Source organism: Rhizobium sp. BK491 (genome assembly GCF_014194925.1).
GTDB lineage: Bacteria > Pseudomonadota > Alphaproteobacteria > Rhizobiales > Rhizobiaceae > Rhizobium.
On the sequence record NZ_JACIAR010000003.1, the window covers coordinates 269269 to 293024 of the forward strand.

Consider the following 23756-nt stretch of genomic DNA (forward strand, 5'->3'; position numbering starts at 1 on the left):
TTTATAAAAATTTGTCGCGCGTCAAGAAATAAGATGCTTTAAATCGACCCCGGAGTCATCGTTCGGATGAGCCGAAGCGCGGCGACAGATGCGGTGGATAGGGAGGAATGGGTAATATGGCTGGCAATTCAAAAGCTAAACTCGGCATCGGCGTTATCGGCTGCGGTAACATCTCGATGACGTATCTGCGCAATGCGGCGCTGTTTGCCGGCGTCGAATTGCGCGCCTGCGCCGATATATCCGCCGATGCCGCGGCCTTGCGTGCCCGCGAATATGGCATTCGTGCCTTGAGCGTCGACCAATTGCTGGCCGATCCCGAAGTCGATCTCGTGCTGAACCTTACTGTTCCAGCCGTCCATTTCGACGTGACAATGTCGGCCCTGTCGGCTGACAAGCACGTCTTCACCGAAAAGCCGCTTGCGACGTCGGCGGCCGACGGCCGCATTCTTGTGGCGGAAGCGAAGCGGCGCGGACTGCGGCTGGGATCTGCACCCGATACGTTCCTCGGCGCGGCAGGCCGCCGGGCGCGGCGCCTAATGGATGAGGGCGCGATCGGCCGTCCCGTGAGCGGCACTGCCTTCATAATGGGGCGCGGCATGGAACACTGGCACCCCAATCCGCAATTCTACTACCAGCCGGGCGGCGGCCCGGTCTTCGATATGGGGCCCTATTATCTGACGATGATGGTGAACCTGCTTGGCCCGGTCGTGCGGGTCATGGCAATGGCGACGAAAGGCCAGGAAGAGCGCCTGATCACCGCCGACGGCCCGTTCAAGAACACACGCTTCAAGGTCGGCACACCCACAAACATCCTGTCGCTCTTGGAATTCCAATCCGGCGCGACCGTGAATTTCAGTGCCTCCTGGGACGTCTTTCGTCACTCCAATCATCCAATCGAGCTGCACGGCACCGAAGGTTCACTGCGTTTGCCCGATCCGGACACATTCGGCGGAACCGTGTCACTGTCCGAGCATGGCGCGGACTGGCGCGATTTCGAAAGCGACGGCGAACTTTACGGCGCGAAAAACTGGCCTTTTGACTCTCCGGACCGGGCAAATTATCGCATGCTCGGCGTCGCAGACCTCGCGCGAGGACTGCAGGAGGGCCAGCCATCGCGCGCATCCGGAGAGCTGGCCCTTCATGTCCTTGAGATCATGGAGGCTATCCTCCTGTCGGGTGAAAGCCGACAGTCGGTCAGGATCGACACGCAATTCACGCCGCCCCCGCGTCTTGACGAAGACGAAGCACGCAGTTTTCTCGCCTGATCGCTGCAGAGGAGGGATAATCAATGGAGAAGCTGGATGAAAGCGCCCGGCGCGTGCTCGCCATGACCAGCGGATCGAACGATCGGCCGTTTGAAACGGGTACACCTCAAGAGGCTCGTATCGACTACGATGTCGCTTGCCCGATGCTCCAAGGTGCAAAAGAGGCCGTCGCTTCGGTCGAGGATCGCCAGATCACCGGTCCCAATGGTCCGATCGCCTTACGCATCTATCGCGGTATCGGCGCAGCTTTGAAGGATGGTCCGGGCCTCATCTATTTTCACGGCGGCGGCTGGGTAATCGGTAATCTCGAATCGCACGACGAAATTTGCCGATGGTTCGCCAATATTGGCAAATGTACCGTGATCTGCCCCGATTACCGGCTGGCGCCGGAACACAAATTCCCCGTCGGCGTGAAGGATTGCGCCGCGACATTGGCATTCGCAGTTCAATTTGCTGCAGATCTCGGTATCGATCCCGCGCGGATCGCCGTCGCCGGCGATAGCGCCGGCGGCAATCTGGCCGCCGTTCTGGCATTGATGTCGCGCCGCGGTGAAGCCGCGCCGATAGCGGCCCAGCTGCTCATCTATCCCAACACCGACGCCACCCAGGTGGCTGATAGCTACCACCGCTATGCCGAGGGCTTCGGCTTGACCGCCGCTACGATGAGATGGTTTCGCGATCATTACGTCCGCACCACAGCCGATATCACCAATTGGAGGGTATCGCCGCTACGGGCTGAAACCCTCCTCGCCGGGGTGGCGCCGGCCTTCGTCGCAACAGCCGGGCACGACATTCTGGTTGACGAAGGCATGGCCTATGCCAAGCGGCTGCGGGAAGAAGGCGTGCCTATGGTGCATCGTCATTGGCCGGGACAGATCCATGGCTTCGTGTCGATGGGAAGGTACGTGGCGGAGGCCCGGCGGGCCGTGGAGGCGGCCGTAGCAGCCTGGCACAGCTTCGAGGCTAACTCTGGGTAGATGAACAGCGGGCGCGGCTTCAGGCCGACTGCCGCATGACAAGCGTTCCATTCAGGCTGAGCTTGTGCGGGATCGTCTGAACCGGCGCACTCGCGTCGCCAAGCAATGTCAGCAGCGTATTGACGCCGCTTGCCGTCATCGCGGCGAAGTCCTGCGCCATCGTCGTCAGCGGCGGGCAGGTGTATCGGCTCAAGGGATGGTCATCATGCGCTGCTATGCGCAGATGATCACCCTTTTTGCGCCCTACTTTGAGCCCATGGGCGAAGGCCGCCGACATCACGCCGAAGGCGAGGCGATCATTCGCGCAGAGGATGGTTTTGCGGGGAAGAGACTTTGCCCGGAGCAGGCTATCCATCTGTTCGTAACCGATTCGCTCGAACTCCCAAGTGTAGTCGGCATTGGTGCTGATCACCAGCGGCTCGCCGCCCGCCGCCTCCATGGTGGCGATATAGCTTGCCAGCCTTTCGGGTGAATTGTGATTGACGTGCGGTATATCGAGATAGGCCGGCGCTTCCCCGGACCGGCAGAGATATTCGACGATCGTTGCGACGCTCTGGTAGTTGTCATTGCCGATGAACGGCGTGCTCCCTTCGATATAGGTGTCGAAGTAGACGATCGGCAGGTTCTGCGCGAGTTTTTCAAAGGTGCGCGGGTCGGATTTCTGTCCCAATGGTGCGACAAGCGCACCGGCCACCTTCAACGACAACATCGTATTGACGGCTTCTGCTTCCAGTTCGGGTAATCCGTGCGATGAGAACACGATCGGCCAATAACCCTCGTTGCGTAGCCGCAATTCCAGGCGATTGACCATTTCGGCATAAAAGGGGTCAGTAAGGGCTGGAACCAGGATGCCGATATTGCGGGTTCTTTTGCGATTGAGGTTTCGCGCATACAGATTGGGTTGGTAATCCGACGAAAGAAGTGCCGCCTCGATCAGCGCTCGGGTCGCCGGTTTCACGCTGGTCGGATCGTCAAAATACTTGGAAAGGGTAGGGCGGGAGACGCCGCAGGACTTCGCGAAGTCCTCCATCGTCTTGTGCGTCAGTTTTTCCATCGAACCTCGGCCATTCCCTGTTACCCATCTCAGACGCCTTATGCGTCTGCAGGGAAGAGAGCGCAACCGGAAACGTAAGATCCAGGCAAGTTCTTTTGCGTTTTGCGCCGCCATAAAAGGTAACGCGCGTAAATTTTATTATTTTACGTGCTAAATTTAGACCGAAGACGAAGACACGAAACTGCAGCGAGCTGCCGGGCGTTTGTGGATTTTACGGCACTATGTCCGGCAAAAGGAAAAAGAGCGTTGCGTGTTCAACGCCGCTCAAGCAGCCCATGCAGGACGAGATCGATATGTGCCTTCACATAGCTTGCCTTGTCCAGGGTTCGCCGCTCGTCGAAAAGCAGCTTGAAGAATAGAAAGGCAATGGCCGGTGCCACGACCGCGTCGCAGAACGCCGCCGGTGCCTGGCGGAACTCGCCAAGCTTTACCCCTTGGTCGATAAGGGACTGCATCTGCCGTTCGAGCGGATCGATAAATATGTCGTGGTGCCTGTCGACGATCTGCGGAAACCGCGAACCTTCGGCGATGACGAACCTCATCAGCTCCCGCAATTTGCGATCCCTGATGATAAGATCGTAGATGAGGTCGATATTTTGCTGAAGCCGCGCCGTGGCGGTCCCTTTCAGTTCATTCGCGCTTGACAAGAGGTTTTCGAGAGGCCCGGAAATGTGCCGGATCATCGCCTCGAAAAGCTGTTCCTTGTTTTCGAAGTAGACATAGACGGTCCCCTTCGTAACGCCGACCCTACTGGCGATATCTTCAACGCGTGTTGCGACATAGCCGCGTTCCACGAACTCCTCAAACGCGGCATCCAGGATTTGTACGGGGCGACGGGCCTTCTGCTCCGCGCGCGTCAGCTTCTTTAGATCGGTCATGGCCGCACCTTGAGCGTGATTGACGGTTTGGCGTCAAGATAAATTCTATTGACTAATGGGTCAGTCAATAATATTCCTCCGGCCGACGGATGCAAGAGGTCAGATCATGAAAACTATCCTTGTCATCGCATGGCTGGGTGCGAGCGCGGTCGCGCTCTCCTCATGCGAAAAGCAGGCTGAAAGTGAAACCAAGCCGAAGAACGTGGAAACCGTCGTCGCCAAGCTCACGCCGGTCGTGGAAAACAGCGCCATCACCGGCGAAATCAGCGCACGCGTGGAAAGCGACCTTTCCTTCAGGGTCAGCGGGCGCATTGTCGAGCGCTTCGTCGATGTCGGCTCGTCAGTGAAGGCCGGACAGGTGCTTGCACGGATGGACGCCGAGGAGCAGAAGGCCGATCTGGATGTTGCCACCGCCAACCTGCAATCGGCGCTAGCCCAGCAAACGCAGGCTCAGCTTGCCTTCGACCGGCAGCAAAACCTCTTCAGGACGCAGGTTACGACCCGTGCCGCACTTGATCAGGCTCAGGAAACGCTGCTGACCGCCCAGGGAAGCGTGAAATCGGCACAGGCGCAGCTCGACACGGCTCAGGATGCGCTTTCCTATACGGAATTGCGTGCGGATGCCGATGGCGTCATCACCGCCAGGAATGCCGAGGTCGGGCAGGTGGCGCAAGCCGCACAGTTGATCTTTACGCTCGCTCATGACGGTCCCCGCGACGCGGTCTTCAACGTTTTCGAGTCCCTTTATCTGGGCCACAATCTGGAGAACAAGGTCGCGGTCAGTCTCCTTTCGGCGCCATCGCATAAGGTTGACGCTTCCGTACGCGAAATCTCGCCCACGATCGATGCGTCGACCGGAACGATCAGGGTCAAGGTGGGGCTCGAAGGCGCGCCCGAAATGCAGCTTGGCGCTCCGGTAATCGGCTTGTTCCGGTCAACCGCTCGGGACGCAATCGAATTGCCATGGTCGGCGATGGCCTCCAAAAGCGGAAAACCGGCCGTCTGGGTCGTCGATCCCTCTTCGTCAAGCGTGTCGCTGCGCCAGATCGATGTTTCCAGCTACGAAACCGGCCGTTTCGCAGTACGGACAGGCGTGTCGCCGGGCGAGATCGTCGTCGCCGACGGCGCGAAATTCCTGCGACCGGGCCAGACCGTTGCGTATGACAAGGGAGCCGCAAAATGAACATCCGAGCCACAAGCGGCCTTGCGATCCTCGCGTTGCTGCTCCTGACGTCCTGCCAGAAGCAGGATGAAGCCCATTACGAGCCGCCGCGCCCCGTACTTTCCGTCGTCGCCCAGTCCACCGCTGCCTCCGCCCTGACCCTTCCGGGGACGGTCGAGGCCAGGATCGAGACCCAGCTTGCATTTCGGGTCCTGGGACGGGTCATCGCACGCAAGGTCAGCGTCGGCGATATCGTCAAGAAGGGCGACATCGTTGCCGCCATCGATCCGCTTTCGCTGGAACTTGCCGTCAAGAGTTCGCAGTCCGAGCTTTCTAATGCTCAGGCGCAGTTGGTCAATGCCGCATCCACCGAGGAGCGCCAGCGATCCCTGCTCGAGAGCAGATCGGGAAGTGAAGCGGCGTTTGAAGAAGCGCAGCTTGGGCGCAAGAGTGCGAGTGCTTCCGTTGCCAAGGCGCAGGCCAATCTGGACAAGGCGGAGGAACAGCTGGGCTATGCGCAGCTTCGTGCGGAATTCGATGGCGTCGTGACCGCGACTTCGGCTGAAGTCGGGCAGGTCGTCTCCGCAGGTCAAAGCATCGTCACCGTCGCCCGTCCCGACCAGCGCGATGTCATCATCGACATACCGGTGGCAAGCTTCGATGGCCTCAAGGTGGGATCACCCTTTGAGATCGCCCTCCAGCTCGATCCGACCATTCGCGCAAGCGGCACCGTGAGAGAGATCGCCCCGGAAGCCGAGGCGACCACCCGCACGCGGCGCACGAAAATCACGCTCATCGATCCGCCGGCAACGTTTCGCCTCGGCTCCGTCGTCACTGCAACCGCGACTGTCGTTGCAGATCCAATGATCCTGCTGCCGTCGTCCTCCGTCCTGATGAAGGATGGAAAGCCGAACGTCTGGGTGGTCGATACCGCAGCTCGCAAGGTCTCCATTCGGCCGATCAAGATCGACGGCGATCTCGTCGAGGGCGGCTCCGTGAAGATCACCGAAGGCATCAACCCCGGCGAACGCATCGTTATTGCCGGCGTTCACAAACTTGCCGACGGCCAGGCCGTCAGGGTAGATTAAGGAAAATCCCCGTGAAGAAATTCAACCTGTCCGACTGGGCGCTCGAACATCGTTCGCTCGTCTGGTATTTCATGATTGTCTTCATTCTGGCCGGCGCGTTTTCCTATGTCGGTCTTGGCCGCGAAGAAGACCCCGACTTTACCATCAAGACCATGATCATTCAGGCGCAATGGCCTGGTGCGTCAGCCGAGGAGGTGACCAAACAAGTCACCGACCGTATCGAAAAGAAGCTCGAGGAGCTGGATTCGCTCGATTATACCAAGAGCGAGACGGTTGCCGGCAAGACGACCATTTTCGTCGAGCTCCTGCCAACGACCAAAGCCAGGGATGTCAATGCCATCTGGACGCGGGTCCGCAACATGATCGGCGACATCAAGGGAGATTTTCCGAGCGGTGTCGTTGGACCGTTTTTCAACGACACCTTCGGTGACGTCTATGGCAATATCTACGCTTTTACCAGCGATGGACTGACACAGCGACAGCTTCGTGATCTCGTCGAGAGTGCGCGCGCAAAGGTGCTGACGGTCGCAAATGTCGGCAAGGTCGACATCATCGGTGCGCAGGACGAGGCCATCTATCTAGAATTTTCTACACGAAAAATCGCAGCCCTCGGACTTAACCAGCAGTCCGTCATCGACACGCTGCAGGCGCAGAATGCCGTCACGCAGTCAGGCTTCGTCGATGCCGGTCCCGAGCGTATCGCCTTGCGGGTCAGCGGCCAGTTCACGTCGGAGGAAAGCCTTAGATCGATCAATCTTCGCGTCAACGACCGCTTCTTCCCGTTGACCGACGTCGCGACGATCAAACGCGGCTATGTCGATCCCCCCTCGGCGCTGTTCAGATATAACGGCCAGCCGGCGATCGGGCTTGCCATCGGCATGAAGACTGGGGCGAATCTCCTTGAATTCGGCAAGGCGCTCGACAAGGAGATCGAGCAGGTCACGGCCGATCTTCCCATCGGCGTGGACGTCCAGCGCGTTTCCGATCAGCCCGCCGTCGTCGACGAGGCCGTGTCGGGCTTCACGCGCGCGCTGTTCGAGGCGATCGTCATCGTGCTTGCGATCAGCTTCATCAGCCTCGGCGTCCGGGCAGGGCTTGTGGTGGCCATCTCCATTCCGCTCGTGCTCGCGATCACCTTCCTCGTGATGGCATATACCGGCATTTCCATGCAGCGTATTTCGCTCGGCGCGCTGATCATCGCCCTTGGCCTTCTCGTCGATGACGCCATGATCGCGGTGGAAATGATGGTTGCCCGACTGGAAGTGGGCGACGACCTGAGAAAAGCGGCGACATACGTCTATACCTCGACCGCCTTCCCGATGCTGACCGGTACGCTCGTGACCGTCGCAGGGTTCATCCCGGTCGGCCTCAATACCAGCGCCGCCGGTGAATTCACGTTCACCCTCTTCGTGGTCATTGCCGTTTCGCTCCTGGTTTCATGGATCGTTGCAGTCCTGTTCACGCCGTTGCTCGGCGTTTCGATCCTTCCGAAAACCATGAAATCCCATCATGAGCAGAAAGGCCGTTTTACCCGTGCCTTTGCATGGCTTTTGCGTGCCGCCCTGCGTTGGCGCTGGGTTACGATCGCCGCAACGGTTGCAGCCTTCGCTCTTTCCATCGGCGGGATGAGCCTTGTGCAGCAGCAGTTTTTCCCGTCCTCCGACAGACCGGAACTGATCGTCGACTGGAACCTGCCGCAGAACAGCTCGATTTCGGAGACGAACAAGCAGATGGCCAGGTTCGAACGCGAGATGCTGGCCAACAACAAGGATATCGATCACTGGACGAGTTATGTCGGCCAAGGCGCTCCTCGTTTCATCCTGTCCTTTGATGTGCAGACTCCCGATGTCTCGTTCGGTCAGACCGTGATCGTCACCAAGGGGCTCGACGTTCGTGACAAGGTCAAAGCCGAACTGCAGGATTATCTGACGAAGACCTTCCCCGGAACCGATGCATTCGTGAAGCTGCTCGACATCGGCCCCCCAGTCGGCAAGCCGGTGCAGTACCGGGTCAGTGGGCCGGATATCCAGAAGGTCAGGGACATTTCCCAGAAATTCGCCGGTATCGTCGGTCAGCATCCTCTATTGTCCAACATGACCTTCGACTGGAACGAACCGTCGCGCGTGGTCAAGGTCGATGTCCTTCAGGACAAGGCACGGCAGCTGGGAGTCTCCTCGCAGGACATTGCAACAGCACTGAACAGCATCGTCGAGGGATCGTCGGCCACGCAGATCCGGGATGATATCTATCTCATCGACGTGATCGGTCGCGCCCAGACCTCCGAGCGAGGTTCGATCGAGACGCTGCAGAACCTCCAGCTTGGCGGTTCCAATGGCAAATCCGTACCGTTGTCCGCGGTTGCGAATTTCCACTACGAGCTGGAGCAGCCGACGATTTGGCGGCGTACCCGCATACCGACCATCACCATCAAGGCTGCCGTGGTCGGACCGACGCAGCCGGCGACGATCGTCAAAGAATTGCAGCCGAAGGTCGACGAGTTCCGCAAGACACTCCCAAGCGGCTACCGCATCGTCGATGGCGGCTCGGTAGAGGAGAGCGCCAAAGCGCAGGGGCCGATCGTGGCGGTAGCGCCGCTGATGCTGTTCATCATGGCGACGATCCTGATGATCCAGCTGCAAAGCTTCAGCAGGCTGTTTCTGGTGTTTGCTGTTGCTCCCACAGCGCTTATCGGTGTCGTTGCAGCACTTCTCTTCAGCAACGCGCCCATGGGATTCGTCGCAATCCTTGGCGTACTTGCTCTCATAGGTATCTTGATCCGCAACTCGGTGATCCTTGTCGTGCAGATCGAGCACCTCCGAAGCGAGGGTGTGCCGGCCTGGCAAGCGGTCATCGAAGCGACCGAGCATCGAATGCGGCCCATCATGCTGACGGCGGCTGCCGCAACGCTTGCGCTGATCCCGATCTCCAGGGAGATATTCTGGGGCCCCATGGCCTATGCGATGATGGGCGGCATCGTCGTCGGTACGGTTCTGACGCTGCTCTTCCTCCCGGCACTCTATGTTGCCTGGTTCCGAATTCCTCGCGATGACGCGCAACATTGAAGGGGCGTCCGATGCAAAAGGTTGGACGAAGGGACCTCGCCGGCAGCACCCGTTATGCTGCCTGCGCACAGCGCAGCTTGACCTCATTTGCTCTCAAGCGGTCTGGTCTTTCCGTTCTGATCTCCCTGTCGGTGCTGGCAGGCTGCGCGGGCCGACTGGAGAATGTTCTCCAGCCGGTCGCAACCGCGGGACCAGGCACCAGCACCGTGGACATGATGGTGGCGACGACACGCCAGCCGACCGACAAACCAGGCGAGCTTTATTCCGGCGAACGTGGAACGGCGATTTCTCTCAACGATATCGTCGTTTCCATTCCTCCCGATCGAAATCGCAAGATCGGCGAAGTGCAATGGCCATCGCATGTGCCGGCCAATCCCGAAAAGGAGTTCGCTGTCCTCAAGGTCGGAAGGGTGGCGTCCGAGCGCAACATTTTCGAATGGTTCGGCAAGAACCGCAATGCCAAGCGGCAGGTCGTCATCTTCGTGCACGGCTTCAACAATACCTATGCCGACGCCGTCTTCCGCTTCGCGCAGATCATGCATGATTCCGGAACGGATGCTGCACCGATCCTCTTCACCTGGCCCTCGCGCGGCAACGTTTTCGACTATCTCTACGACAAGGAAAGCACGAATTTCTCGCGACGGGCGCTCGAAGATATGATCCTGCAGGCTGCCAAAAGTCCCGATGTCGGTGAGGTGACGATCCTTGCCCACTCCATGGGATCATGGTTGACGGCGGAAGCGTTGCGCGGCGTTGCCATGCGCAACAAGACAATTCCGTCAAAGGTGAAGAATGTCATCCTCGCATCGCCCGACATCGATATCGACGTCTTCCGCCGCCAGATGATCGAGATGGGCGTGCAACGACCGCATTTCACGATTTTTTCCTCCACCAAGGACAAGGCGCTGCAGGTTTCGCGGTGGCTCTCCGGTGGCGTCAACCGGGTCGGCGGCTTCGATTCGACACCCTATGCGGCAGACTTGGCCAAGCTCGGGATCACGGTCGTCGATACGAGTTCCGTAAAACCGGACGACGCGCTGGGCCACAATACCTTTGCGGACAATCGCGGCATGGTCCAACTGCTCGGACGGCGGCTGGCGGGGCAGTCATTGGACGCTGGACAGGTCTCGCTTGCGGATAGGGTAGGCATTGCGGCCGTGCGAACCGCGGATCTGGCGGGCTCGGCGGCAAAGGTCGCAGTCGCAGCTCCGATGTCGATCATCAGCGACGATGCGAGGCAGGTGTTGAAACAACAGCTTTCCTCGGGATCGTCGCCAATCGTCGATGGACGAATTTCCTACTGAACGGGCGAGACCTTTAAACGCCAGGCAACGACGTGAATCGCACTGCGTTCGCGAGAGGTTCGGCCCGGCTGGGCAGGCGAGCTTTTTCCGTCTTTTCCTGATGGAGGAATACCAGCTTGTTCTCGTCGAAGATCCGGAAGAATTCGTCCCAAGCGATTTCCTCCAGGTTTTTCTCCGGCTCTTCGAAATCGATCCGCAAAAGGCCGCCAGCGCCCCCGGCGTTCTTCATGCGGGATGGGTGTCCGCCTCTTGATTCCACCCATTGGCGGATCAGCTTGTGATCCGTCGTTGTTTTTGATGCAGACATCGCGTCACTCCTTCGATAGTCGTCGGTTCAGCTCTGCGAATGGGCTCCTCCGGGTCTGGATATTTCGGCGAGTGCAGCGCCGGCGGATCCGTCCTCGATGGAAACGGCAATATCGCCGAGCGAGAGTATGCCGATCAGCCGCTTGTCCCGATGGAGAACGGGTAGCCGCCGCACCTGAATATCGCCCAGGTTCATCATCACATCGTCGATGTCATCATCCTCGAAGCAATATTTGACCTCCGCCGACATCACGTCGCAGATCCTGGTTTCCGGTCCTTTTCCTTGCGCGACTGCGCGTACCGCGATGTCGCGGTCCGTGATCATGCCCACGAGCCTGTCATGCTCGCCGACGGGGATAATGCCGGCATCGAGATCGGCCATCATGGTCGCAGCTTCGCGAATGGAATGGTTGGGATTTGCGACGCGCACGTCGCGTGTCATTGCTGCGTTCACTTACATGTCTCTATCCTTCTTGAAGGAAAGACCCCAACTCATGTCGGCACCCAGAGTTCCTTCATTGGAACAATAAGCGGCTGAGAAAATGCGCTGCCGGCCGCTGGGGAGAGCTACCTGCAGGACAAAGAAATTCATTTGCCCATTCAAGGGAAGGCGGCGGAAACCTATTCTTTTAATATACTAAATTTATAGCTAATATCTTAGCCATCGGGAAAGCGTGCCAAGCGCACGGCCGTGTCATGAGCGGAAGAAGGTAGGGCGACATTGGATATCTCCCGGCAAGAGGTCGCCGCATGTTGGATCGAAATCCATCCGCCCTAAATCAGACGAAAGGAATTTATCGGCAATTCCCGCAGCGCCCGAAAGTGAAGAAGGCAAGCCATGATCTATGATGCCGTTGTCGTGGGTTCCGGCTTTTCGGCCATCTCCACCGTCTGCAACCTCGTGGAACTGCTTCCCGAAACTGCGTCTATCGCCATTGTCGGAGACGATCCCGGATTTGGCCGCGGAACCGCCTATCGCACCGAGCTCTATCTGCATCGCTTGAACGTGCCGGCCGGCCGCATGAGCCTTTTTCCGGACCGTCCGAATGCTTTTGTCGAATGGCTGCGGGAGCATAAGCGACCGTTGGATGCGGGGGATTTCGCCTCCAGGCAGGACTATGGCCTGTATATTCGAGACAGTTTGGCTGCACTGCTGCGCAACAGGAAACGGCGTTGCCGGGTTGATTTCATCAAGGCCAAGGCGACCGGATGCGTTGAGCGCTACGGTTCCACGCTCGGTTTTATTTTGGACAACGGCAATGAGATCGCCGGGCGAAGCGTCGCGCTTTGTCTGGGAGTGGGGAATGCCCAACTGCCCTTCGATTTGACCGGATTGCCTGCCGGCCTGCGCTCCCACATCATCGAAAATCCATGGCGACTGTCATGGCTGAGGCGCGTCAGTAAGACTGATACGGTCTGTATCCTGGGTTCGGGATTGACGATGATCGATCAGGTTTTGGCACTGTCTGCCCACGGTTTCACCGGCAAGATAATCGTGTTGTCGCGGCGCGGTCTGGTTCCGCACGATCACGTCAATCATCCGAAGCCGGCGGTCGAGATCGACGTCGGAGCTTTGCCCACGAGAATGAGTGAACTCCTGCATGTTCTCCGTCGCGAAAGCAAAGATGCGGGGGACTGGCGCAGAGTCATGGATGGGTTGCGCCCGAAAACGCAAGCTCTCTGGTCGAGATTGCCGGAGGCCGAGCGCCGCCGCTTTCTGCGCCATGCGTTACCCTGGTGGAACATCCATCGTCATCGGGTTGCGCCGGATGTGTTCCGGAGATTTGAGACGATGCTGCAAAGCGGCCAGGTTTCGGTCCGCGCCGGCTATCTCCAGAATGTCGAGAAAACCAACGCTTTGACCGTGCATTACCGGCCGCGCGGCGAGAGCTTTACCGCATCGATTGAGGCGGATTGGATCGTGAATTGCACCGGCATGGAGCGGGCAGGCATCGCCCATTCTCCATTGCTGCAGGAGATGCAGCGCCAAGGCCTGATCGAGGCAGACCCGCTTCGTCTTGGACTGGTGGTCGATGCTCGCTCGCGCATCCCTGGTTCGAGCGGCAGCGAAGCGGTCATCTATGCCGTTGGCGCGCTGACTGCGGGCCAATTCTGGGAAATTACCGCCGTGCCGGATATCCGCGTGCAGGCAAGAAAGGTCGCCGAGGCCATTTCGGAGAGATTGCGGTGAAGGACCGATATGCGCCGACTGACGGCTGGCGGTCAGCTCTGTGCGACACGCACGACCAGTTTACCGAAGTTCCGCCCTTCCAGCAGCCCGAGGAAAGCTTCCGGAGCGTTTTCGAGCCCATCCACGATGTCCTCCTTATATTTGAGCCGCCCCTCGGAAATCCATTTTCCGGCTTCGCGATAGAAATCGGGGCGCTGATCGGCGAATTCGCGTTGTATGAAACCCCGGATGGTCAGGCTCTTTCTGAGGATGGCGCGCATGACCGCTGGCAGCTGGTCCGATCCGCGCGAAGTGGACGGGTCTTCGTTATAATGTGCAATCAGCCCGCAGATCGGAACGCGCGCGAAATCGTTCAGCAATGGAAACACCGCGTTCCAGACGTGTCCGCCGACATTTTCGAAGTAAATGTCGATGCCCTTCGGACAAGCCGATGCAAGCTGGGCTTGAAAGTCGCCGGCCAGGTGATCGATCGCGGCATCGAAGCCAAGTTCGTCGTGGATATAGCGGCACTTGTCCGGGCCGCCTGCGATGCCGACCACCCTTGCACCAAAGATCTTGGCGATCTGCCCGACGGCCGAGCCGACCGCGCCGCTTGCAGCGGCAACGACCAATGTCTCTCCGACTTTGGGTCGTGCGATATTGCGCAGCCCCGCATAAGCCGTGAAGCCGGGCATTCCCAGAATGCCGAGTGCCGTCGAGATCGGCGCCGCATTGGGGTCGAGCTTGCGCAATCCCGCGCCGTTTGAGATCGCATGGCTCTGCCAGCCGGAATGGGAGAGGACGATGTCCCCCGGCGTGAATTCCGTATTGCGTGATTTGACCACGCGCGCGACGGTTCCGCCTTCCATCACGCCGCCAATTTCGACCGGCGCGGCATAGGATTTCGCGTCGTCCATGCGACCTCGCATATAGGGGTCGAGAGAAAGATAAAGGATTTGCAGAAGAACCTCGCCTTCGTCGAGATCCCGCAAGGTTTCCCGTTCAAGTCGGAAGTTCGCCGCCACCGGTTTTCCAACGGGACGGGAGGCAAGCACGATACGGGTGGTGACGGGCTGATTGGCCATGTGGAATTCCCTGCATTGATTTCGATATCGAAGCGCTGAACGATCGCAATGCCGGATACCGGCATCTCAGTTGCCGCCGTTCGGGAGCTTCTGCCGTACTATTTGTGCGTCACCCTCAAGTATGCGCCGGCTCTTCTACTCCTTGAACCATAGCGCGACTCCATTGGCGGCATCGGCATCAACAAGCAGACCACCCTCGAAGGCGTGAGGCGAAAAGCCTCCCTGCGCCAGGGCGTCTGCGGTTGCTTCAAGCGATCGTACCTTCAATCCGAGCGCCACTTTTCTTTCGTTGCCGTCAAAATCTGTCGGAATGGAAGAGCCGAACCGGGAGGCAGCATCAGCCTCGGACAGAATATGAAGTGTGACGGCGCCGGCGTGAATTGCAATGCCCTCGCTAACGATGTCAGGAGCATCGGTATTGGCGAATCCACCTAGCAGTTCGGTAATCGCTTGAGGAGCGCGGCTGACGATGAAGACATCGACGATATCGAGAACACCGTTGGGGTGACTCTGATCCTTCGGCTGCCACACCAGCTCCGGCGTATTGTGCTGGCAGAAGAAGACGCGGCCGTTGGAGAGCGCCTCCTTACCGATCTGAAAGGTGCGGAAACTGGCTGACTTCTCTATGCCGCCCACATCGACAGGGCGCGAGAAATCACGCCATTCGGTGACGGGTTTGCCGGCGTCGCCCAATTCGCGTTGCAGGCCGGCGGCGTCGGTGGTTCGAAAAGCAAGCCCGTTCAAACCGATCGGATAAGACCAGAGATCGGCGCGGTTCCCGTCACTGTCAGGCGGAAATCCGAGCAGCTCCAGATAGTTCTCGCCGAACACGGCAAGATGATTGATGGAGCCCAGGGTATGATAGCCGCGTGGAGTCAATGCAAAGCCGAGTCTGCGGTAGATTGCGGCGGCCTCGTCCAACCGGTCAAGGACGCCGATGACGGCGTGATCGAGGATGAGGGGTTGGGCAGTGACAGCCATATGAAGAGCTCTCAGTATGAGAATAGGTTAAGGCATGAAAATAGGTCGTCGCGTTGTGCGGAGAGCCGAAAGAAGCGATACAGCCTGCTCATGATATGCCTTCCTTTACGCAGCGCGGTCGAGGTTGCCGGTCGACGGGGACGCCAATTGATGGATGGCTCGCAGCACGTCCGAGGCGGCGGCAAAATGTTGGCCGTCGAGATCATAGACATGAAACTTGACTGCGATGAACTGTAGCGCGCCCTTGTCCGGAACGACGATGCCCACCGGAACGCCGGCATATTCAATCACCTGTCTGGTCATCTTCATCACCCGTTGAAATCGATTCTTCCGAACGAACGAACGATCGGAGGCGTTCCAAGTTCGATTAGTCCATTAATTTACTGGATTATATGCGTGGTAGATGCGGCAGGCCATTCTCGGCAATGCCAAATAGTCGGGCCATAGGGGAAAACAATTCTAATAGAAAAGATTGAAGGGTATCGAGGAGCGGAAGCGCGTTGGATTGCGGAGGCGTTTCTGAATGCGCGAATATTGCTCGCTCATTTTTGGTGGATGCTTGTCCCATCAAGCAGCGCGACAGGCCCATTCAACCCGAAAATATAGTCGCGTTCGTTTCCCGACTTGTGTCCAAATTAGAATATTAATTCTATAGATATATAGGTGTTTGCCGTAGGTTGATGCGCATTATCCTACAGGGGCTTACACAATGGGCATCAAAGCCAAATTCAAGGCGGCAAGTTTACTGAGCGTGTGGCTACTGGCGGCGCCGGTGGCATTCGCCGATGACCAGCCGGTCAAAGGCGGTACGCTGATTTATCTCGAACAGCAGGCGCATACGAACCTCTATCCGCCGGCAGGCGGATTCTATCCGAACGGCGGCATTCTCAACCAGATCACCGACAAGCTGACCTATCAGAACCCGAAGACGCTCGATATCGAGCCGTGGATTGCCGAATCCTGGACGGTCAACGATGCGGCGACGGAATATACGTTCAAGATCCGCAAAGGCGTGACCTTTTCCGACGGTACCCCGCTCGATGCCAATGTCGTTGCAAAGAACTACGATACGTTCGGCCTCGGCAATAAGGAGCTGAAACAGCCGGTTTCCGAAGTCATCAACAATTACGATCACAGCGAAGTCATTGATCCCTATACAGTCAAGTTCTACTTCAAGAAATCATCTCCGGGTTTTCTGCAGGGAACATCCGTCATCGGATCCGGCCTGGTCTCGTTGAAGACGCTGACGCTCCCCTTCGACCAGCTCGGCGATGCGACGAAGATTATCGGATCCGGCCCCTTCGTCGTCGAGAGCGAGACGCTCGGCAAGCAGCTCTCGCTAAAGGCGCGGACAGACTACAACTGGGGTCCGAGTAAGCTGGAGCATCAGGGTCGTGCCTATCTGGATGGCATCAAATACATCATCACCGGCGAGGACAGCGTGCGCATCGGCGCATTGCTTTCCGGTCAGGCTGATTTCATCCGTCAGCTGCAGGCCTATGACGAGAAGCAGGTGTCCGACCAGAATTTCACGATCTATGCGGCGCCGACCCGCGGCGTGAACGACAGCGTCGCCTTCCGTCCGGACAACCCGCTCGTTGCCGATCTCAAGGTTCGCCAGGCGCTCCTTCACGCGACTAATAACAAGGAAATCGTCGACACGCTGTTTTCTGCGAATTATCCGGAGGCGAAATCGGTCATTTCGTCGGCCGCCGCCGGCTACGCGGATCTGTCGTCAAAGCTGACCTACGATCCGGCTCTTGCTGAAAAGCTCCTGGATGAAGCAGGCTGGAAGAAAGGCGCGAGCGGCGTCCGCGAGAGGGATGGCAAGCCGCTTTCGCTTGCAGTCTACGAATCCCTGCCCCAGCCACAGAACAAGGCCGTGCTGCAGCTAGTCGCGCAGCAATGGGCCAAGCTCGGCGTCAAGCTGCAGGTTCTTGCCGGCACCTCGGGAAATCTGGTGACCGACAATGTCGATCCGGCAAAGACGCCGCTGGTCGTCGCCGAGGTCGGCCGTGCCGATCCCGATGTCATCAAGAGCCAGTTCTACCCCAAGAACCGCGATGCCCTGCTGCAAAAGGGCGGCCTCAATCCCAAGGCGAGTTTCTCGGATGACAAGCTGAACGGCATCCTGGAAACCGTCGCCTCCGAGACGGATCGCGACAAGCGCCTGGCGGCGGCCAAGGCGTCGCAGGAATATCTGCTCGATCAGGCCTATGTCATCCCCTTCTTCGAGGAGCCGCAGGTTTTTGCCGGCGCGCCTTACGTGAAGGGAATTGCATTCGAAGCCGTGGGACGCCCATCCTTCTACAGCACCTGGCTCGCTGAACACTGATAAAAATGGGGCTGGCCCGGCGTGGTGCCGGGCCTTCCCGACGCGAAGACGTGGTATTGGCATGGCAAGATACATACTATCGAAATTTGGGCAGGCGCTGTTCGTCCTATGGGCGGCTTTCACCGTTTCGTTCGTGTTGCTGCAGTCGCTGCCGGGCGACGCGGTGCTGATCAAGTTCCAGAACCCGGATTACGGACTGAGCCCCGAACAGCTTGCCGATATCAGGGCGGCTTATGGCGCCGACGGATCGTTCCTGCATCAATATCTCCATGCCGTCTGGAGTTTCCTGACGGGTGATTTCGGCTATTCCCTGCAGGCGGGCGTTCCTGCGAGCTCACTGCTTGCCACCAACCTGCCGCCATCGCTGCTGCTTGCAGCATTGGGCTTTGCGGTGGCGACGCTTCTTGCCGTTCTGATTGCAATTGCCTGCAATCTCTCCGGTCTTGTCTGGCTGCGGGGCCTGATCCAATCGATTCCGTCGCTCTTCATATCCGTGCCGACCTTTTGGCTCGGCATCATGCTCATTCAGATATTCTCCTTCCGGCTCCGCCTCGTGCCGGTCATCAATCCAGGCCCGTGGGAAGGTCTTTTCCTGCCCATCCTGACCGTCGCGGTGCCAATTTCCGCTCCTCTGGCGCAAATTCTGCTGAAGAACATAGACGAGGTCCTGACAAGGCCCTTCGTGCCCGTCGCGCGAGCCAAAGGCCTCTCGCATGCCAAGGTCCTGTGGCGGCACGTCGCCAAGAACACGCTGCTGCCGGTTTTAACCGTTGCCGGATTGCTGTTCGGGGAGTTGATCGCCAGCGCTGTCATCACCGAAACGGTCTTTGGCCTTAATGGCATCGGCGGGCTCACGAAGCAGGCGGTGGACAGTCAGGATGTCGCCGTTCTCCAGGCAATCGTCGTCGTCGCAGCAACCGCCTTCGTCGTCATCAATCTCGTGGTCGATCTTCTTTATCCCGTGCTCGATCCCCGTCTGAAGATCAAACTGGGAGCGGCATGATGGCAAGGATCGAACCCGCGCAACGGCATGCCGAACTGGACGCGCCAAGCCAGGAAGAAAGAGCATCGTCCGTGACGGTCACGGCCGATCTTCGCAAGGACGCCAGCGCTGCTTGGCATCTGCCGCGCATACAGCCTGGTCTCGTCCTTGCCTGCCTCATTCTTGCACTGGCTGTGTTGTGGGCGCTCGTCCCAGGCATTTTCACGGTCTATGATCCCATACAGGGTTTGCCCGGCCAGCATCTCGGGCCGCCGACTGCCGCTCATCTCCTGGGGACGGATTCGCTCGGGCGCGATCTCTATGCGCGCATCGTCTATGGCGCCGTGCATTCGCTTTCGGGCGCGCTTGCCGCCGTCGGTATCGCGCTTGTGGCCGGCACGACGCTCGGCCTTCTTGCCGGATCGTTCGGCGGCAGGATCGAGACTGTCATCATGAGACTGGTGGACGTCATGCTGTCCATACCGGATCTGCTTTTATCGCTCAGCATCATCGTTCTGCTCGGATTCGGCACCGTCAACGCCGCGATTGCGGTCGGCTGCACGCTGATTGCCAAATTTGCCCGATTGGTCCGCTCCGAAGTCGTCACCGTGCGCCGTAGCGAATATGTCGAGGCCGCCTTCGGCAGCGGCGGCACCTTCCTCAAGGTTCTCTGGCGCCACATCCTGCCGAATTCGCTGGCCTCGGTGATCGCTTTTGCGGCGCTGCAGGCCGGTTGGGCCATCCTGCAGCTCGCAACCCTCGGCTTTCTCGGCTACGGCGCGCCGCCGCCGACACCGGAATGGGGCCTGCTGATCGCCGAGGGACGCAATTATATCGCAACCGCCTGGTGGCTGACGGCGGCGCCCGGCCTCGTCGTGGTCTTGGTCGTCATTTCCATCAACCGTATCAGCCGAGCGCTTGGGAGTATCGGGAAATGACGGCTCCAATCATTGGAACAATTGCGGAAAAGGGTGCGCCGATCCTCGATGCTGCAGGCCTTAGGGTAGCCTATCGCGACAGGAGCGGCCTGCGCACGGTCGTTCACGATATTGACTTTGAGGTTCGCGCCGGTGAGGTCGTCGCCCTGGTCGGGGAGTCCGGTTCCGGCAAGAGTTCGACGGCGCAAGCTCTCATTGGTCTCCTGCCTGAAGGTGGACTGCTCCAGCAGGGAACCGTTCGCCTGAACGGCGAGAACATTGCCGGCTGGCCGCAAAGGCGGCTGGATGGCATTCGCGGTTCCGTCATTAGCCTCGTACCGCAGGATCCGGGCAATTCGCTCAATCCGGTGAGAACGATTGGCGAACAGGTCGCCGAAATCCTGACGGTCCATGGCCGGGCATCCGGTGCTGCCGCTCGAGCCAAGGCAGTCGAATTGCTGAAGCGTGTCGGTCTCAGCCAGCCGGAACTGCGTGTCAAGCAATATCCGCATGAGCTTTCCGGCGGGATGCGCCAGCGTGTGCTGATCGCGATCGCCATCGCGTTGAAGCCTTCGCTGATCATCGCTGACGAGCCCACCAGTGCCTTGGACGTGACGGTGCAGAGGCACATACTCGATCTGATCGACGATCTGAGACGCGAATATGGCACCGCGGTCCTTCTGGTGACCCACGATCTCGGGATTGCCGCCGATCGATCCGACCGGCTGATCGTCCTGCAGCATGGCCGCATTCAGGAGCAAGGACGCACCGCCGATATTCTCAGAAACCCGCAAAGCAGCTACACGCGCCGTCTGCTTGCCGATGCGCCATCGTTGAACGCCCGGCCGAAACGATCGCCGCCGCGTGCGAGCGTATCCGCTGTGCCGGCAGACGATATCATCGTGGTGGATGGGCTGGTGCAGGATTTCGGTACTGGCAGCGATGGTAGTTTCAGGGCGGTGGACGACGTGTCGTTTCGTGTTCGCCGCGGCAGCACGCATGCGATCGTCGGCGAATCCGGCTCCGGCAAGACGACGTCGATCAGGATCGTTTCGGCCTTTCAGCGGCCGACCTCCGGGCAGGTTGTGATCGATGGGCTCGATCTGTCTTCGCTGCGTGGCGAAACGCTGAGACTGTTCCGCAAGAAGATCCAGCTCGTCTACCAAAATCCCTATGGTTCGCTCGATCCGCGTCAGACGATCGAAAGGATCGTGGAGGAACCGCTGTTGAATTTCGAACGGTTGCCCCGGCGTGAACGATTGGCGAAGGTGGCGGCAACTCTCGAAAAAGTCAGACTGCCGGCTGACTTATTGCAACGCCGGCCGCACGCGCTTTCGGGAGGGCAACGTCAGCGCGTGGCGATTGCGCGCGCCCTAGTGCTCGATCCGCAGATCCTGGTACTCGACGAGGCCGTCTCCGCGCTCGACGTAACGGTGCAGGCGCAGATCCTCGATCTTTTGGACGAGCTGCAGCGCGAGCTGGGACTGACCTATCTGTTCGTCTCCCATGATCTTGCGGTGGTGCGTCAGATCGCAGACACGGTCTCGGTCCTCAACGGTGGGCGGCTGGTCGAAACAGGCGGTGTCGAAGACGTCTTCAGCAATCCCAAGAGCCCTTACACGCGTGAACTGATCGATGCAGTGCCGGGCAAAAAGTTTCCGCGGGCAACAGATCCGACCCTCATCAGTGCAGGATAATCCTCATGAGTACATCAACATTACCGAAGAGATTAGGTTTCTTCAGCCGGGTCCTCGATCAGGCAGATGCGAAAACGCGCTACGGGCTGGTTTCCGAGCAGATCATCCATGCCGAAAAACAGGGCTTCGATTCTGCCTGGGTGGCGCAGCATCACTTTAACGGCGATGAGGGCGGATTGCCCGCGCCATTGGTATTCCTTGCTGCGCTGGCTCCGCAGACATCGCGCATTCGCCTGGGCACCGGCGTCATCACGCTGCCGATGGAAAATGCTGTGCGGGTCGCGGAAGATACTGCCGTGCTCGACAGCCTGCTTGATGGGCGGCTGGAAATCGGCTTCGGCACTGGCGGCACTCCGCAAGCCTTTCTTCCCTTCGGCCTGGAAAGCAGCCAGCGCACGGAGGTTTATGGCAATCATCTTGCTTTGGTGCGCAATGCCTGGGCGGGCGGAGAGCTTACGGGCGGCAACCGCCTTTATCCCGCCGCGCCGCATCTGCGCGACCATGTCTGGCAGGCGACGTTTTCCGTCGGTGGAGGTTTGCGTGCCGGCCGCGATGGCGACGGGCTGATGTTATCTAGGACGCAGCCGCGCCCGCCGGAGACACCGGACGCCAAGCTTTCGGACCTGCAGAACCCGATCATCGATGCCTATCTTTCGGCGCTGCCGGCCGGGCGACATCCGCGAATATTGGGTTCGCGGAGCCTCTTTGTCGCCGACAGCAGAAAAGAAGCTCTTCATTTCGCCGATCGCGGCCTGAGGCGGATCGTCGAGCACTTCAAGGCAGCGGGTTTTGCGGTTCCGGGCGAAACCACGGCCGACCTGATCAAAGCGTTCGACGTTCACGTCGGTACCCCCGACGACGTTATTGAAGCGCTTCAGGCAGATGCGGCCTTGGCGCGTGTCACCGATCTGGTCTTTCAGGTGCACTCCATCGATCCGCCGCATGAATACATTCTGCGCTCGCTGGAACTGACCGCCGCCCATGTCGCACCCGCGCTCGGCTGGGTGCCGCAAGGCGCCACCGAGAACGAACGTCGCTTCGCCGCGCAGGCCTGAATAGCAGCATCCGAAGAGAAGGCATCGACCATGACTTTGCAGAACAGAGATATTATCGACTTCCTTGCGGGAATAGAGCCAGGATCCCGTCTTGACGGTCTTCGGGAGCAGCGGCCCGAGACGCGCCTCAACGCGCAGAAGAGCTATGAGGCTCTCTTTGAACCCGAGCATTGGGGAAGCGTCACTCCGGCGGAGCGCTTCGCCGCCGCGGCCTTCGTTGCAGGGCTGCACAAGGCAACCGCGATCAGGAGCTATTATTCTTCCAAACTCCAGGATGAACCCCATGGCTCCGCCCTAGTTGCCGTCATCGACGCCGAAATAGATCGGGGCAATGCACACGGGCCTTACGGCCATTATCCGGCTGGCCCGTTATCGCGTGAGGACAAGCCGGGCTTCGTTTACGAGGTTTCGGGTGAGAGCCGAAATCTTCTGGACCCAAAACTCAGCGCAGCGCTCGAACACATCCACCTTCTGGTCTTCCGACCGAGGGAGGCAAGCGCCGGGGCATTGCAGAAGTTGCTCGATGCCGGCTGGACCACCACCGGCATCGTCACTCTGTCGCAACTCGTCGCATTCCTTGCGTTCCAGATCAGGGTCGTTACCGGCCTGAAGGCCCTGACAGCAAGTTCCGCTGCCATCGGGAAGGTCGCGCAAGCCTAAATCGCACGGATAAGGAATTCTGCCATGACCGAAACTGTTATTCATCCGGCAATCGAAAACCGGCCAAACGCCTTCACTCAAGCTGAGATCGGCTGGACGCCCTGGCTGCAGCCCCTTGACGAAGCGGAGCTGACCGAACGCCACTGGGCCGGCCTCGTGGACGCGTCCCGCGCAAAATCGCCTTACTTCATGTTGTTGGCGCGGGACCCAGATATTTTGCAGGCGCGTACGAAGACCGATAAGGATATCTTCTACAATGTCTCGGCCGGCCTTCCGCGCGCTGAACGGGAACTGGCTGCTACGGCAGCTTCGCGGGCGAATGGATGCATCTTCTGCGCATCGGTCCATTCGCGTTTTGCTTCACATCATTCCAAGCGGACTGAGGATGTGCAGCGTCTGTTGGACGAGGGCCTTCAAGCCGATCTTGGCAGCCGATGGAACGCCATCGTGGAAGTTTCAGCCGCGCTGACGGCCACGCCATCGCAATTTGGAGCCGACGAAATCCGCAGGTTGCGCGAAGAAGGACTGGATGATCTGGAAATCGCGGATGTGATCCATGGCGCGGCCTTCTTCAACTGGGCAAACCGGTTGATGCTTTCGCTTGGCGAGCCAACGCCGGCGGCCTGAACGAAGGTTCGGCCAATAGAGCGGTTCAGCTTTTCACGGAATTTCTGAACCGCTCTAGCTCTTTGTTTTCACAAAATTCCGGACGGAAAACCGTTGCGCACTTTTCCTGGAATTGCTCTAGCCGCCGCTCTCGTGACTGAGCGGCGGACGT

Annotated in this window: 21 protein-coding genes; 14 read left to right on the forward strand and 7 right to left on the reverse strand. The window is 59.1% G+C overall.

Features of this window, described 5'->3' with window-relative positions:
- Positions 1-116 precede the first annotated feature (116 nt).
- Together FHX05_RS15650 and FHX05_RS15655 are read left to right on the forward strand one after the other, a co-directional pair.
- Complete coding sequence (locus FHX05_RS15650) at positions 117-1265, forward strand: Gfo/Idh/MocA family oxidoreductase (RefSeq protein ID WP_183872807.1); 1149 nt, start codon at positions 117-119, stop codon at positions 1263-1265.
- Between the two features lie 23 nt (positions 1266-1288).
- Positions 1289-2242, forward strand: a complete 954-nt coding sequence (locus tag FHX05_RS15655; RefSeq protein WP_183872809.1) for an alpha/beta hydrolase — start codon at positions 1289-1291, stop codon at positions 2240-2242.
- A 19-nt stretch (positions 2243-2261) separates the two neighbouring features.
- On the opposite strand, the gene FHX05_RS15660 is transcribed toward FHX05_RS15655, so the two are convergent.
- Positions 2262-3296, reverse strand: a complete 1035-nt coding sequence (locus tag FHX05_RS15660; protein ID WP_183872810.1) for a LacI family DNA-binding transcriptional regulator — start codon at positions 3294-3296, stop codon at positions 2262-2264.
- 254 nt (positions 3297-3550) lie between these two features.
- Positions 3551-4174: a TetR/AcrR family transcriptional regulator gene (locus tag FHX05_RS15665; RefSeq protein ID WP_183872812.1), complete on the reverse strand. Its 624-nt coding sequence runs from the start codon at positions 4172-4174 to the stop codon at positions 3551-3553.
- 106 nt (positions 4175-4280) lie between these two features.
- On the opposite strand from FHX05_RS15665, the gene FHX05_RS15670 reads away from it, so the two are divergent.
- From FHX05_RS15670 to FHX05_RS15685, 4 genes are read left to right on the forward strand one after another with little or no spacing between them, the layout of a single operon-like run.
- Complete coding sequence (locus tag FHX05_RS15670) at positions 4281-5357, forward strand: efflux RND transporter periplasmic adaptor subunit (protein ID WP_183872814.1); 1077 nt, start codon at positions 4281-4283, stop codon at positions 5355-5357.
- Positions 5354-6424, forward strand: coding sequence for an efflux RND transporter periplasmic adaptor subunit (locus tag FHX05_RS15675; protein ID WP_112414371.1), 1071 nt, complete (start codon positions 5354-5356; stop codon positions 6422-6424). Before FHX05_RS15670 ends, FHX05_RS15675 begins: the two co-directional genes overlap by 4 nt.
- 11 nt (positions 6425-6435) lie before the next feature.
- Entirely contained in the window at positions 6436-9486 is a 3051-nt protein-coding gene (locus FHX05_RS15680) for an efflux RND transporter permease subunit (protein ID WP_183872816.1), read from the forward strand.
- Positions 9487-9497: 11 nt separating this feature from the next.
- Positions 9498-10790, forward strand: coding sequence for an alpha/beta hydrolase (locus FHX05_RS15685; protein WP_246698963.1), 1293 nt, complete (start codon positions 9498-9500; stop codon positions 10788-10790).
- Positions 10791-10803: 13 nt separating this feature from the next.
- Here the strand turns inward: FHX05_RS15685 and FHX05_RS15690 are convergent, their stop codons facing one another.
- Both FHX05_RS15690 and FHX05_RS15695 read right to left on the reverse strand, forming a co-directional pair.
- Positions 10804-11097, reverse strand: coding sequence for a hypothetical protein (locus tag FHX05_RS15690; RefSeq protein ID WP_183872819.1), 294 nt, complete (start codon positions 11095-11097; stop codon positions 10804-10806).
- A 27-nt stretch (positions 11098-11124) separates the two neighbouring features.
- Positions 11125-11538 carry a CBS domain-containing protein gene (locus FHX05_RS15695; RefSeq protein WP_183873562.1) on the reverse strand — a complete coding sequence of 138 codons (414 nt, stop codon included), beginning with the start codon at positions 11536-11538 and terminating at the stop codon, positions 11125-11127.
- Positions 11539-11934: 396 nt separating this feature from the next.
- Here FHX05_RS15695 and FHX05_RS15700 point away from each other — a divergent pair, with 396 nt between their 5' ends.
- Entirely contained in the window at positions 11935-13287 is a 1353-nt protein-coding gene (locus FHX05_RS15700) for an FAD/NAD(P)-binding protein (protein WP_183872821.1), read from the forward strand.
- Between the two features lie 32 nt (positions 13288-13319).
- On the opposite strand, the gene FHX05_RS15705 is transcribed toward FHX05_RS15700, so the two are convergent.
- The 3 genes from FHX05_RS15705 to FHX05_RS15715 form a co-directional block, all read right to left on the reverse strand.
- Entirely contained in the window at positions 13320-14351 is a 1032-nt protein-coding gene (locus FHX05_RS15705; protein WP_183872823.1) for an NADP-dependent oxidoreductase, read from the reverse strand.
- Positions 14352-14486: 135 nt separating this feature from the next.
- The gene (locus FHX05_RS15710) at positions 14487-15332 is read right to left on the reverse strand and encodes a VOC family protein (RefSeq protein ID WP_183872825.1); all 846 of its coding nucleotides are present in this window, start codon (positions 15330-15332) and stop codon (positions 14487-14489) included.
- 105 nt (positions 15333-15437) lie between these two features.
- The gene (locus FHX05_RS15715) at positions 15438-15635 is read right to left on the reverse strand and encodes a hypothetical protein (protein WP_183872827.1); all 198 of its coding nucleotides are present in this window, start codon (positions 15633-15635) and stop codon (positions 15438-15440) included.
- Between the two features lie 406 nt (positions 15636-16041).
- Between FHX05_RS15715 and FHX05_RS15720 the strand changes: the two genes are divergently transcribed.
- From FHX05_RS15720 to FHX05_RS15750, 7 genes are all read left to right on the forward strand, one after another.
- Positions 16042-17667, forward strand: coding sequence for a TIGR04028 family ABC transporter substrate-binding protein (locus FHX05_RS15720; protein WP_183872829.1), 1626 nt, complete (start codon positions 16042-16044; stop codon positions 17665-17667).
- Positions 17668-17728: 61 nt separating this feature from the next.
- Positions 17729-18670, forward strand: coding sequence for an ABC transporter permease (locus tag FHX05_RS15725; protein ID WP_183872831.1), 942 nt, complete (start codon positions 17729-17731; stop codon positions 18668-18670).
- Entirely contained in the window at positions 18670-19587 is a 918-nt protein-coding gene (locus FHX05_RS15730; RefSeq protein WP_112337076.1) for an ABC transporter permease, read from the forward strand. The genes FHX05_RS15725 and FHX05_RS15730 overlap by 1 nt, the downstream gene beginning before the upstream one ends.
- Positions 19584-21263, forward strand: coding sequence for an ABC transporter ATP-binding protein (locus tag FHX05_RS15735; RefSeq protein ID WP_183872834.1), 1680 nt, complete (start codon positions 19584-19586; stop codon positions 21261-21263). Before FHX05_RS15730 ends, FHX05_RS15735 begins: the two co-directional genes overlap by 4 nt.
- A 5-nt stretch (positions 21264-21268) precedes the next feature.
- Positions 21269-22318: a putative FMN-dependent luciferase-like monooxygenase gene (locus tag FHX05_RS15740; protein ID WP_183872836.1), complete on the forward strand. Its 1050-nt coding sequence runs from the start codon at positions 21269-21271 to the stop codon at positions 22316-22318.
- Positions 22319-22348: 30 nt separating this feature from the next.
- Complete coding sequence (locus tag FHX05_RS15745) at positions 22349-22978, forward strand: CMD domain protein (protein WP_183872838.1); 630 nt, start codon at positions 22349-22351, stop codon at positions 22976-22978.
- Positions 22979-23002: 24 nt separating this feature from the next.
- A complete protein-coding gene (locus tag FHX05_RS15750) occupies positions 23003-23605 on the forward strand; it encodes an alkylhydroperoxidase domain protein (protein WP_112337072.1) in 603 nt (200 codons plus the stop codon).
- Positions 23606-23756: the final 151 nt, after the last annotated feature.